Annotated in this window: 11 protein-coding genes; 5 read left to right on the top strand and 6 right to left on the bottom strand. The window is 64.2% G+C overall.

Annotated features, from left to right (window positions below; genetic code table 11):
- Positions 1–207: 207 nt before the first annotated feature.
- Positions 208–738: a thioredoxin family protein gene (locus tag KDH09_03905; protein MCB0218813.1), complete on the bottom strand. Its 531-nt coding sequence runs from the start codon at positions 736–738 to the stop codon at positions 208–210.
- A gap of 197 nt (positions 739–935) precedes the next feature.
- Between KDH09_03905 and KDH09_03900 the strand changes: the two genes are divergently transcribed.
- The 4 genes from KDH09_03900 (at position 936) to KDH09_03885 (ending at position 6,522) form a co-directional block, all read left to right on the top strand.
- Complete coding sequence (locus KDH09_03900) at positions 936–2,174, top strand: type IV pilus twitching motility protein PilT (protein ID MCB0218812.1); 1,239 nt, start codon at positions 936–938, stop codon at positions 2,172–2,174.
- Positions 2,175–2,213: 39 nt separating this feature from the next.
- Positions 2,214–2,774, top strand: a complete 561-nt coding sequence (locus tag KDH09_03895) for a RecX family transcriptional regulator (protein ID MCB0218811.1) — start codon at positions 2,214–2,216, stop codon at positions 2,772–2,774.
- A gap of 116 nt (positions 2,775–2,890) precedes the next feature.
- On the top strand, positions 2,891–5,587 hold the full coding sequence (alaS, locus tag KDH09_03890) for an alanine--tRNA ligase (protein ID MCB0218810.1): 2,697 nt from the start codon (positions 2,891–2,893) through the stop codon (positions 5,585–5,587).
- Positions 5,584–6,522, top strand: a complete 939-nt coding sequence (locus KDH09_03885) for an acyltransferase family protein (GenBank protein ID MCB0218809.1) — start codon at positions 5,584–5,586, stop codon at positions 6,520–6,522. The genes alaS and KDH09_03885 overlap by 4 nt, the downstream gene beginning before the upstream one ends.
- A gap of 3 nt (positions 6,523–6,525) precedes the next feature.
- Here the strand turns inward: KDH09_03885 and KDH09_03880 are convergent, their stop codons facing one another.
- The 5 genes from KDH09_03880 to KDH09_03860 are packed head-to-tail and all read right to left on the bottom strand — an operon-like array spanning position 6,526 to position 10,558.
- Entirely contained in the window at positions 6,526–6,909 is a 384-nt protein-coding gene (locus KDH09_03880; GenBank protein MCB0218808.1) for a PaaI family thioesterase, read from the bottom strand.
- Between the two features lie 21 nt (positions 6,910–6,930).
- Positions 6,931–7,416: a hypothetical protein gene (locus tag KDH09_03875; GenBank protein MCB0218807.1), complete on the bottom strand. Its 486-nt coding sequence runs from the start codon at positions 7,414–7,416 to the stop codon at positions 6,931–6,933.
- A 10-nt stretch (positions 7,417–7,426) separates the two neighbouring features.
- Positions 7,427–8,878 (bottom strand): DASS family sodium-coupled anion symporter, encoded by a 1,452-nt coding sequence (locus KDH09_03870; GenBank protein MCB0218806.1) that lies wholly within the window; start codon positions 8,876–8,878, stop codon positions 7,427–7,429.
- A 9-nt stretch (positions 8,879–8,887) separates the two neighbouring features.
- Positions 8,888–10,090 carry a hypothetical protein gene (locus KDH09_03865; protein ID MCB0218805.1) on the bottom strand — a complete coding sequence of 401 codons (1,203 nt, stop codon included), beginning with the start codon at positions 10,088–10,090 and terminating at the stop codon, positions 8,888–8,890.
- Positions 10,091–10,114: 24 nt separating this feature from the next.
- A complete protein-coding gene (locus KDH09_03860; protein ID MCB0218804.1) occupies positions 10,115–10,558 on the bottom strand; it encodes an Rrf2 family transcriptional regulator in 444 nt (147 codons plus the stop codon).
- A 266-nt stretch (positions 10,559–10,824) separates the two neighbouring features.
- On the opposite strand from KDH09_03860, the gene KDH09_03855 reads away from it, so the two are divergent.
- A complete protein-coding gene (locus tag KDH09_03855) occupies positions 10,825–11,277 on the top strand; it encodes a peroxiredoxin (GenBank protein MCB0218803.1) in 453 nt (150 codons plus the stop codon).
- Positions 11,278–11,456: the final 179 nt, after the last annotated feature.

Genomic DNA, 11,456 nt, shown 5'->3' with positions numbered 1-11,456 from the left:
TGTCATCCTGAGCGAAGCGAAGGATCTCAACGTCATGCGAAGGGCCGAGATCCTTCACTTCGGCGCCGCGCGCCTCCGTTCAGGATGACAATTTCCGGTTTCCTCTTCTCCAATCCGTGTTCATCTGTGGCCATCTGTGGCTAGTTTTCTCTTCGCTGCGTTGCTCTGTGACCTCGGTGCCCTCTGTGGCAAGAAACTCCGGCGTCCCTACTTCCACTTCACCGAGCACCCGATGGGCTCGGTGTCGGGAACGCTGACAGACTTTCCGGCGAGCATTTCGTCGAGGGCCTCGCGCAGGTCGTGGCGACGCACGTCGAAGGGGTCGTCGTAGTTGTCGTCGATGCGGCCGTGGTAGGCGAGCTTTCGATCCTTGTCGAAGGCGAAGATCTCCGGGGTAAAGCGCGCGCCGTAGGCGCGGGCAACGTCCTGGGATTCATCGCGCAGGTAGGGGAAATTGAACGCCCGGTCCTTTGCCCGTTGCACCATTTTCTCGAAGCTGTCGGCGGGGTGGGACTTTTCGTTGTTGGGATTGATGGCCACGGTCTGGACGCCGCGCTCGGCATAATCGCGCTGGATCTGGGTCATTCGTTCTTCATAGGCCACCACGTAGGGGCAGTGGTTGCAGGAAAAAATCACCACCAGCACGGGCTTTTCGGCGAAGGATGAAAGTGACCACGTCTCACCATCGACGCCGGGGAGCGAGAAGTCCGGGGCGCTCGAACCGATTGAAAGGGACATGCCGCCTCCCACGCGCAGCCGCTGAAATTGCGCCGCAGGCGGCGCGACGGGCTGCTCCATGCGTTTCCCTATGCCTAGCGTTCCTGACGCACTCGGGCAAGACGGTGCCGCTGCGTGGCGTTGGATTTTCACCGGACGCTGGGTATCCTTCCGGGCTCAACAACGCAAGGTGCCACCGCGTCGGGGGTGAGGGATCGATGGAACTCAATGACATCCTGAAAGCTGCCATGCAGCTCAAAGCATCGGACGTCCACATCAAAGCCGGACTTCCGCCGATCTTCCGTATCTCGGGCAAGCTCACCCCGTTCAAGAAGGCGCCGCGCCTGACTCCCGAAATGGTCAACAAGATGGCCTTCGGAATCATGAACAACGCGCAGAAGGAAAAGTTCAAGCAGAGCAACGAGGCCGATCTGGCCTACGGCGTGCCGGGCCTAGGGCGCTTTCGCGTGAACGTCTTTCAGCAGCGCGGCACCGTCGGCATGGTGCTTCGCTCCATTCCCTTCGGCATCAAGACCATCGACCAGCTTCTGCTGCCGAAGGTCATTGAAAAAGTGTCCTCGAATGAGCGCGGCCTGGTGCTGGTGACCGGCACCACCGGTTCGGGCAAGTCGACCACGCTGGCGGCGATGATCGATTTCATCAACAGCCACCGCACCGCGCATATCATGACGATTGAGGACCCGATCGAATTCCTCCATCGCGACAAAAAGAGCATCGTGAACCAGCGCGAGGTCGGCTTCGACACCGTGGGCTTTGCCTCGGCGCTCCGCGCCGCGCTCCGCCAGGATCCCGACGTGATTCTCGTGGGCGAAATGCGTGACTTCGAGACGATTGAGATCGCGCTCACCGCGGCCGAAACCGGCCACCTGGTGTTCTCGACCCTGCATACCCTCGACGCGCAGGAAACGATCACCCGTATCGTGACGAGCTTCCCGCCCTACCAGCAGAACCAGGTGCGCCTGCAGCTCGCCGGGATCATCAAGGGCATCGTATCGCAGCGCCTCGTTCCGACTGTCGACGGGCAGGGCCGCGTTGCCGCGGTCGAAGTGCTCGTCTCCACTGCGCGCACGCGCGACTGCATCTCCGACAAGGAAAAGGTCAAGGAACTCGGCGACGCCATGGCCAAGGGCGGCCAGACCTACGGCATGCAGACCTTCGACCAGTCGCTCATGCAACACCTTCGCGCAGGGCGCATCACCTACGAAGAAGCCCTTCGCCAGAGCACCAACCCCGACGATTTCGCGCTTCGTTACTCGGGCATCAGCGCAACGAGCGACTCGACCTTCGACGAAGCGGGCAGTTCCATTCCCCAAGCGCAGCCCCCGGCGCAGCAGCAACCGGCGGCCGGAACGACCAACCCTGGATCGACCGCGCCGGGCGTGGAGTTCGATTCCGGCGACTTCGAATCCGGCGGTGATCTGGAACTCGACATCTAGCCAGTCCCGGCCCCCCGGCCCTAAGGACCAGCCCGGGCCATGAGCCTCTCATCCAAGCCAGAAAAACATCCGGAAGAGCCGGAGGAAGAAACGCCGTCGGAGCGTGGGCGGCGCAAGCGCCCGACCGCGCTTGTCTGCGCGGTGACCTATCTGGCGCGCTCGCTGGTTCCTGAATCCCGATTACGCCGCTACCTTGAAGGCAAGGAATACGAGGCCGCCGAAGTCGACGAAGTGGTCGAGCGTTTGAAGCGCGAGGGCTTTCTCAACGAAAAGCGGCTGGCCGAGTCGCGCATGAGCGAGCTGGCCGAAAAGCGCGGCTACTGGGGCGCGGCGCTCAGCGCGCGGATGCGCAAGGACGGCTTTTCGGATGAAAACCGCGCCCACGCGCGCGAGCTGCTCGAATCCCAGCACAAACCCGCGGACCTGGCCCTCTCGGCATTGGAGCGCCGCTACGGCGAGCGCTGGTGGGAAAAGCCCGAACGGCGCCTGGCCTCCTATCTGGAACGCCACGGGTTCTCGCCCGCGATCATCATCCCGATCCTCCGCCGCCGGCGCGCCCTGCGCCGCGAGGCCGAAGCGGGCTCCAAACAGGGTTTGTAGCGCCGCCCAAGTGATCGGGGTCGGGCGCTTTCCCGTCCCGCTTTGCGGGGTTATGGTTGGCCTCCTCGCGTTCGGCCGGACAATTCGCTTCGGCCCGGCGCGCCCATCAGGTGGATATGAGCAAGAAGTGGACAACCAATGAACTGCGTGAGGCCTTCCTCACGTTCTTTGAAAGCAAGCAGCACCGCCGTGTGCCTTCTTCCCCGCTGGTGCCGATGCTGGCGCCCGGTCGCACGGACGATACCCTGCTCTTTACCAATGCAGGAATGAACCAGTTCAAGCGCACCTTCCTGGGCGAGGAAAAGCGCGACTACGCGCGGGCCACGAGCTGCCAGAAATGCGTGCGTGCCGGTGGCAAGCACAACGACCTGGAAAACGTGGGCCGCACCACGCGCCACCACACTTTCTTCGAGATGCTCGGGAACTTCTCCTTCGGCGATTACTTCAAGAAGGAAGCCATCGCCTATGCGTGGGAATTCCTGACTGGCGACAAATGGATGGGAATTCCGGAACGCCGTCTGTGGGTGACGATTCACGACTCCGACGACGAAGCCGAAGGCTTCTGGTTCGAAGCCCTCATGGCCGGCGGTGCTTTTACCGAGGCCGAGGCCAAAGACCGCATCCGCCGCATGGGCGATGCCGACAACTTCTGGCAGATGGGCGACACCGGTCCGTGCGGCCCTTGTTCGGAGATCCACTACGACATCTCCGAGACCTGGGAGAAAGATCCTGGCGGCGGTCCGGGCACCAGTGACGACGACGGTGAGCGCTACCTCGAAGTCTGGAATCTCGTCTTCATGCAGTACGAGCAGAAGGAGAGTGGCGAGCGTACACCGCTCCCGCGTCCCTCGATCGACACGGGCATGGGCCTCGAGCGCATCGCCCGCGTCATGCAGGGCGTGAGCTCCAACTTCGAGATCGATGCCATCCGCGCGATCATCGACCATGGCGCAAAGCTCTGCGGCGCCGATTACGAAAAGGGTGATGAGGAAACGCGCGTCTCGCTCCGCGTGCTGGCCGATCACGCCCGCGCCGGAACCTTCCTGATCGGCGACGGCGTCATGCCCGGCAACGAGGGGCGCGGCTACGTGCTGCGCCGCATCCTGCGCCGCGCGATCCGTCACGGCAAGAAGCTGGGGATGGACAAGCCCTTCCTGTTCGAGCTCTCGAAGACGGTCGCCGAGCAGATGAAGGGTGCCTATCCCGAGCTGGCCGACGCCGACAAGGTCGCCAACATCACCGACGCCATTCGCACCGAGGAAGAGCGCTTTCTGGAGACCCTGGACAAGGGCCTCGCGCGCCTTCGTGACTCTCTGGAGAGCGACTGCAAGGACGGCGTCCTTTCGGGCGCGGCGGCCTTCGAACTCTACGACACCTACGGCTTCCCGCTGGATCTGACCCAGACCATCGGCGAGGAAGAGGGCTTCCGCGTCGACGTAGCGGGCTTTAATGAGCAAATGGAACAGCAGCGCCAGCGCTCGCGCGCCGCGCGCGGCAAGGTGAGCGCCGCCGCCGACGAAGTCTACGCGCCCTACGGCAACCTGAGCATCGGCTTCGACGGCTATGACAAGACGCGTAGCGAGGCGCGCCTGCTGCACATCCTTCGTGACGGCAGCGAGGTGAACCCCGCGCGCGCCGGCGATGAAGTGCAGCTCATCTTCGATCACACGCCTTTCTACGGCGAGTCCGGCGGCCAGATGGGCGACTCGGGCATGATCGAGGGCGACGGCGTGCGCGTTCGCGTGACCGACACGCAAAAACCCCTCGAAGGGCTTGTTGTCCACCACGCCGTGGTCGAAGAGGGCACGCTGGCCAACGACGAGACCTACACGCTGGTGGTCGACGAGCTTCGCCGCGCGCGCATCCGGCGCAACCACTCGGCGACGCACCTCCTGCACGCGGCGCTTCGCCAGACGCTGGGCACTCACGTCCAGCAGGCGGGCTCCCAGGTGGCGGCCGAGCGACTGCGCTTCGACTTCTCGCACCCCAAGCGCGTAAGTGACGAGGAACTCGCGACCATCGAGCGACTCGTTAACGAAGAAGTGCAGCGCGACGTGCCGGTGGACGTCTCCGAAAAGAGCTTTGATGAGGCGATTGAGGACGGGGCCATGGCGCTCTTCGGTGAGAAATACGGCGACGCGGTGCGCGTCGTGAAGATGGGTGAGTTCTCGACCGAGCTTTGCGGCGGCACCCACGTCTCCCACACCGGCGACATCGGCCTCTTCAAGATCGTGCGCGAGGAAGCGGTCGCCGGCGGCACGCGCCGCATCGTGGCGCTCACCGGTGACACCGCCCTTGGCGAGCTGCGCAAGGCCGAGAGCCTGCTGCGCGAGGTGGCCGAGGCCCTCAAGAGCACGCCCGAAGATGCGGCCGCGCGCGCCGCGAAGATTCTCGAAGAAAACCGCAAGCTCGCCGAGCAGGTGGCCGACCTCAAGCGCAAGCTGGCCACCGGCGGCGGTGGCGGCGCCGACTGGCGAAGCAAGGTCGAGGAAATCGGCGGCGTGAAGGTGCTCATCCACCGTGCCGACGGTCTGGACGGCAAGGCACTTCGCGAACTGGCCGACCAGGGACGCGATCACATCGGGAGCGGCGTGACCATCGTGGGCTCCGAGAACGAGGGCAAGGCCCTGTTGCTGGTCGCCGTGACCGACGACGTGAGCGGCAAGGTTCACTCGGGCAAGCTCGTCAAGGAACTGGCGCCGATCATCGGCGGCAAGGGCGGCGGCAAGCCCGACTTCGCGCAGGCCGGTGGCGGAAATCCCGGCGGTCTCGACGATGCGCTGGCCAAGGCGCGGGAGCTGATTGCGCAGTGAGCGACAAGAGCGAGGGCAAGACCGGACGGCAGGCGCCGGGCTTCGTCGATCCGGCCGACTGGCTGGGCGAGAAGATCGCGCAGGTCGGCACTTTTCTGGGGAAAGCCTTTGCCGAGAACATCTCCGCCACGGACAAGATCAAGGAATTCTCCGAACTCGTCGGGCGTCCGGTAAACCCCGATGATGACGAGCGCATCGATCTGGTCGACCCCGAGTTCGCGCGTGCGGAGTTTCAAAAGCTCTGGCCCGCCGATCTCTACTTTCGTCCGGAGATCTCGGGTTGCGAGAACATTCCCGAGACCGGCGGCGCCGTGCTCGTCTCCAATCACGTCACGTTGGCCATCGACACGATGATGCTCAGCAAGGTGATCTTCGACGAGACCGGTCGCCTCATTCGGCCGACGGTGGACAAGTTCACGATCCAGTTCCCCTATTTTCGCGAGTGGGTGATGCGCATGGGCTGCGTGCTGGGAAGCCGCGACAATGCACTGCGAATGGCCGAAAGCGGAGAGCTGGTGCTCTCGTATCCGGGCGGCGCGCGCGAGGCGTTAAAGCCCGGCAAGGATGCCTACAAGCTGATGTGGCAGGGCGCGACCGGGTTTGTGAAGGTCGCAATCAAGACCGGCGTGCCGATCATTCCCATTGCTTCGGTGGGCGGCGATGAGGCCTTCGCCACGCTGGCCGAGGACAACGTGCTCGCGCGCAAGTTCATGAACTCGGTGAAATACACCGCGCCGCTGTTCGCGGGCCTTGGACCGCTTCCGCTGCCGGTGAAATTTTACTTCGCCGTGGGCGCGCCGATCGTGCACGACCTCAAGCCCCACCACGCCGAAGACGATCAGGCCGTTGCCGAGCTTCACGCGCGCGCGCGCGAGGAACTCGAAAACCTGGTCGACGAAACCCGCGTGCGTCGCGGTCCCAGCGCGTTCGGCTGAGTCTCAGCTTTTCCTTGAAGGACGGAACACCGCGAAGCTGCCCATTGCCTTGGCGGCCAGCGTCTCGCCGTTGTAGATCTCGGATTCCATCGAAGCCGTTCGCTTGCCCTTGTTGAGGACCCTCGTCTTGCAGACGATCTCTCCCTCTCGAATGGCGGCAAAATACGAAATCGTCAGGTCGATGGTGGCGCACAGCTCGCCCTGCTCGAGGAGCGTGTAGAGCGCCCCGCCCATGCCCGTATCGGCCAGCGCGTAGAGCGTCGCCCCGTGCATCACCCCCTGCGGGTTGAACAGCTCGGGCCTGGCCTCAAGGCGGCACTCGCTCTCGCCATCCTTCATCTTTGTAACGGACAGACCGACCAGATCGGCGAAGGGGTGCATGCTCATGGGGAGGCTCCAGGGGGGGGCTCAGCTGTAGTGGAAGACCTTCACCGGCGCGTCGCCGGCGCGCTCGAGGCGCTCGGTGGGGTCTTTCTTTGAACCGAAGAACCGGGCCAGCGGTCCCGGCGCGGGCAGGCTGACGACGATCTCCGCAACGGGATGGGCGCGCACGTAGCGCTGGATCGCCTCATCGAGTTCGCCCTCTATCACTTCCGTAAGCGTGGGGACGTCTTCTTCCTCGGCGGCGTGGGCGATGCCCGAGAGCACGCGGTAGCCGCGGGTGCGCCGGTCCTTGCTGAGGGCCTGGGAGACTTCGGAGCCCACGCGGTCGCCCATCCAGCTCTGCTCGGAGAGCTTGTTGGCCAGTTCCTCGGAATCGCCCTCGCACAGAAGTAACAGGTGCAGCGTCCCCTCGCCCAGGTGCGCCGTGCGGTCGATGGCATACTCCGTCGCTTCCTCGGCGTGGCCGAGGGTTGAGACAACGAGCAAGACATCTGTGCTGCTTTCGCTCACGCGCGCTCCCCTAAAACGATCCCATGTTCATCAGCGGCCAGTAGAACTTTACCACGATCAGGAAGATCACGAGTAGGGCAAGATTGAAAGCCAGTCCGGCAACCACCGAGTGGCGCACGCGCAGATAACCCGACGAAAAGGCCAGGGCCAGCGCCGGGGTTCCCATGGGCAGCACGTGCGGCAGGCCCGAAACGTAGGCGATGGCGTAGGTCACGGCCTTGGGGTCAACGCTCAGCGGCTCGGCGAGCGCGAGACCCAGTGGCATCAGCACCGAAACCACCGCGGCGTTCGAGACCGCCTCGGTCAGGAAGATGGTAAGCACGGCGAGCAGCGCGATGAGCGCAAAGGGCGAGGGCGAGCTGCCCTGGAGCAGGCTCTCGGCCAGCCAGTGAGCCGCGCCGCTCTTCGAGAGCGTAAATCCGAGCGCCACCGCGCCGCCGTACATCAGGACGACGCCCCAGTTGACCGACTCTTCCACCTCGCGCCAGTTGATGAGCCGCAACGCGAAGAGAGCCACCACGGCAAGCAGCGAGACCTCGGCCAGCCCGAGCACGTGCTCGAACATCACCCAGGAATAGATGGTCGCCGCCATGATCGCACCGACCGCAAGCTCGCGAACGGAGAGACGGCCGAGCTTGCGCTCGCGCTTTCGCAGGAATTCCTCGGCGGGGGCGGCCTGTGTCTTTTCGATAGGAAAGAACAGTGCCAGAAGCCCGTATCCCGCTCCAAGGGTGAGCAGCGAGGCAGGCAGCAGGTCGAGCACCCACTCGAAAAATCCGATGGAGGTGCCGGTGGTCTGGAACAGGATTCCCAGCGCCAGCGGTCCGCGCGCGCCGCCGAGCAATGTAATCACGCCGCCGGAGATGCAGCCCCAGGCCATGCTCAAAAAGAGCAGGCGCCCCAGGCTGGAGCGCCGCGGTTCGAGCTCCATCACGCGGCAAAGCTCCAGCACGATGGGGAAGAGCAGGGCGGCCACTGCGTGCTCGCTCATCACGGTGCTCAGCACCGCGCCGGTCACGTAGATCCCGATGGAGAGCCGCCGGGGCGAGCCGCCCGAGAGGCGAAGTGCCGTAAGGGTGATGCGCTCGGCAAGCCCCGAACGCGAGAGCGCGGCTGCCAGAATGAAGGCGCCAAGCAGGAAGAAGATCACCTTGTTGCCGAAGAGCGAGTAGGCCTCCTGCGCGGGCATCACGTCCATGATGGGAGGGAGCACCAGCGCCAGGATCGACGTGATCATCAGCGGCAGCAGGTTGAACACCCACAGCACGATGCAGACAACGAAAATGGCGAGCGCGCGCTGGGCCTTGGGGTCGAGCCCCTGCGCCCAGGGATCGCCCGTCGAGTTGACCAGCAGCATCGCCAGTGCGGCGTAGACGACCCAGCGCCAATTGCGCTCCAGCAGAACCAGCGCCAGCGGGCGGCGGTCAAAGCTCGGCCGCGTATTTGTGGGTCGAGAGTCCATCGGAGAAGTTTACTCGTCCTCTCCGGTGATGATGCCGCTGCCGCGCACACGCAGGTGACGGCGCAGTGCCGAAAGATTGCGCTGCGCCGCGCGTCCCCACCCGGTGTTCGCCGCGCCCTGGAGGCCGGCAATGATGGCTTTCTGTTTGGGATGGAAGAACCGCAGTTCCGAAGGCGGAATCTGCAGCGTGCGGTCCTTTACGCGGGCGAGGTTCACCTTCGCGCCCTCGAAGCCGAGCGCAACCTCGCGCAGCAGCGCGGCAGCGGCCTGCCAGCCATGCTCGCCGGCATCGCGCGCGGGCCAGGGCTTGCCCGCCCACAGCAGCGGCACCACGCCGCTTTCGAGCAGTTTCTTTGCTTCACTCGCGGTGCCGCCGTCGGCGCCCGAAGCGCTGAAGAACAGCGCGCTCTTCAATGCCCCGCTCTCGAATACTTCGCGCGCGGCATGCAGCGCGTTTTCGTAGCGACGCGCGGGCAGGTGTTCCTTCTCGTCTTCGCTGCGCCAGGGATCGCCGCCGAAGTGGAAGGCGAGCTGGTCGGCGCCGCCGGCGTAGGCGGTTTCGATCGCCGCGACCCCGTCGGGGGGATAGCCCTCGAAGGTGAGCGCGCAGGCGAAGTTGCGGTGGATCGCATGAAAGGTCGGTGCCAGTCGCACCAGCGGCATCTTCGCGTCCGGCAGGGAGGGATCTTCGTAGGCGATCACATGCACGCCGCGAAGCGTGCGACGACGAGCGACGGACTCGATGGCATCGAGCAACGGATCGGCAGTGCGCGGCGCCGACTGGGTGTGTTCCAGGCGCAGCCCGTAGTGGCTGCGAAAACGCCCGCCCCATTCGCGGTCGGACAGATCGCAGATCACATAGTCGTCGATGCGAATCACGCGGCCCCACATTTCCGTTTCGATGGGAGGCCGCACGGTGACGGGTGTTTCCAGCTCGCCGCGGCGGAGGCGCCAGCCTTCATCGGACGCAACGAGCTGCACGCGGAAAGGCGAGGCGGGATCGTCGGCGGACTCGACATGGGTATAGGCCAGGCACAGCACATCGCGCGGGAGTTCGAGCAGCAGGCGCTGGGTGACCGGCACGCCGGTGGCCATCTCGAATTCCTCGGCCAGGTCGGCGGGAATGCTCAGGCCCGAAAGCAGCAACTCGAGCTTCCAGTGGCCCGGGTTTTCGGCATCGAATGCCGGCGCGTTATTGTCGGAGGTGCTCACGGATTTGGTTTCCTGCCCGGCAACTCAGATGTGATACATCGGCTGGGAGCGCTCGGTCTTCGAGAGCTCCATCAGGTCGGCCACGGTGCGCTCGGCGAGCGCGTCGTAGAAGACGTCTTCGATTTCCTGAAAGCTTTTGCGCACCGCGCGCGCCACCGGCGTTGCCGGTTCGGCGCCGCGCTCGGCCGCGCCGGCGGGCAAACTCTCGATGGCGCCGAGCACATCGCGAAGGCGAATGGCCTCGGGTTCCTGCTCAAGGAGGTAGCCGCCGGCCTGACCGCGGCGCGACTGCACCAGGCCCGCGCGCTTGAGCGTCACGAGAATCTGTTCGAGAAACTTGCGAGGAATGGCCTGACGTTTGGCGATCTCTTCAATGGAGAGGGGTTCGCCATGGCCGGCCGCGCGCCAGCGCGCAATCTCGGTCAGCGCACGCAGCGCGTATTCCGAACGCAGAGAAAAGAGTGTCATCGCTTCACCACCACCCGCATCCCCCGCTCCCAATGCGGGGGGCTTGCATCGAATCCTGCTTAATCCCAGTAATCCGATAGGAATAACGGTAATCCTGAGCCCCCCTTTGGGTCAAGCCCCAACTACCCGAAATTCCTGCCGATCGGGCGGGCCTCGGCGGGGCATCGGCCCGGAGCCCGGACTTCAGCCGGGGCCGCCCGCGTGCTATAGGCAACGGCCAGCTCCCCCTATGCTCAAACGGGGGCGCCACTTTGGAGGAACTTAGGATGCTGCAGGAAGGCAAAGCGCTGCCGCCATTCAAACTCGTCGGAGACGACGGAAACACCTACCAGAAGAAGGATTTCACCGGAAAGAAGCTGGTCATCTTCGTCTACCCCAAGGACATGACCCCCGGCTGCACCCAGGAAGCCTGTGATTTTCGCGACAACAAGGCGCGGATCACCAAAAAAGGTGCCCAGGTGGTGGGGCTCTCCAAGCTCGACGAGCGCAGCAAGGTGAAGTTCAAGGAAAAGCACGATCTGAACTACCTGCTGCTGGCCGATCCCGAGCAGACCTATCTCGACAAGCTCGGCCTCATTAAAGACAAGAACATGTACGGCAAAAAAGTGAAGGGGATCGAGCGAACCACCATCCTGGTCGACGAAGCCGGCAAGGTGGTCAAGATCTGGCCGAAGGTGAAAGTAAACGGGCATGTCGACGAGGTGCTTGCAGAGCTCTGAGCGTGCCGGTTGCCCCCGCACGCGCCGGCCCGGCAAAAAAAGAGGCTACGCCGGTGCAACCACCTGAAATGATTGAAAAAGTAAGGTGGACTGCGGTTTGACACGTTGGGACCAATTATTATAATGCGCCGCGCGTAGGGTGGCGTGAGGGCCGCACCTGCACGTCCTTATCATTTATC

The sequence above is a fragment of the Chrysiogenia bacterium genome (assembly GCA_020434085.1).
GTDB lineage: Bacteria > JAGRBM01 > JAGRBM01 > JAGRBM01 > JAGRBM01 > JAGRBM01.
The sequence above is the reverse complement of the archived record's forward strand: the minus strand, read 5'-3'. Positions and strand labels throughout refer to the sequence as shown.

What these genes read in the sequence shown, in the direction of transcription:
- KDH09_03905 (MCB0218813.1), bottom strand. Translation starts at nt 738, where the DNA reads ATGTCCCTTTCAATCGGTTCGAGCGCCCCGGACTTCTCGCTCCCCGGC.
- KDH09_03900 (MCB0218812.1), top strand. Translation starts at nt 936, where the DNA reads ATGGAACTCAATGACATCCTGAAAGCTGCCATGCAGCTCAAAGCATCG.
- KDH09_03895 (MCB0218811.1), top strand. Translation starts at nt 2,214, where the DNA reads ATGAGCCTCTCATCCAAGCCAGAAAAACATCCGGAAGAGCCGGAGGAA.
- alaS (MCB0218810.1), top strand. Translation starts at nt 2,891, where the DNA reads ATGAGCAAGAAGTGGACAACCAATGAACTGCGTGAGGCCTTCCTCACG.
- KDH09_03880 (MCB0218808.1), bottom strand. Translation starts at nt 6,909, where the DNA reads ATGAGCATGCACCCCTTCGCCGATCTGGTCGGTCTGTCCGTTACAAAG.
- KDH09_03870 (MCB0218806.1), bottom strand. Translation starts at nt 8,878, where the DNA reads ATGGACTCTCGACCCACAAATACGCGGCCGAGCTTTGACCGCCGCCCG.
- KDH09_03860 (MCB0218804.1), bottom strand. Translation starts at nt 10,558, where the DNA reads ATGACACTCTTTTCTCTGCGTTCGGAATACGCGCTGCGTGCGCTGACC.
- KDH09_03855 (MCB0218803.1), top strand. Translation starts at nt 10,825, where the DNA reads ATGCTGCAGGAAGGCAAAGCGCTGCCGCCATTCAAACTCGTCGGAGAC.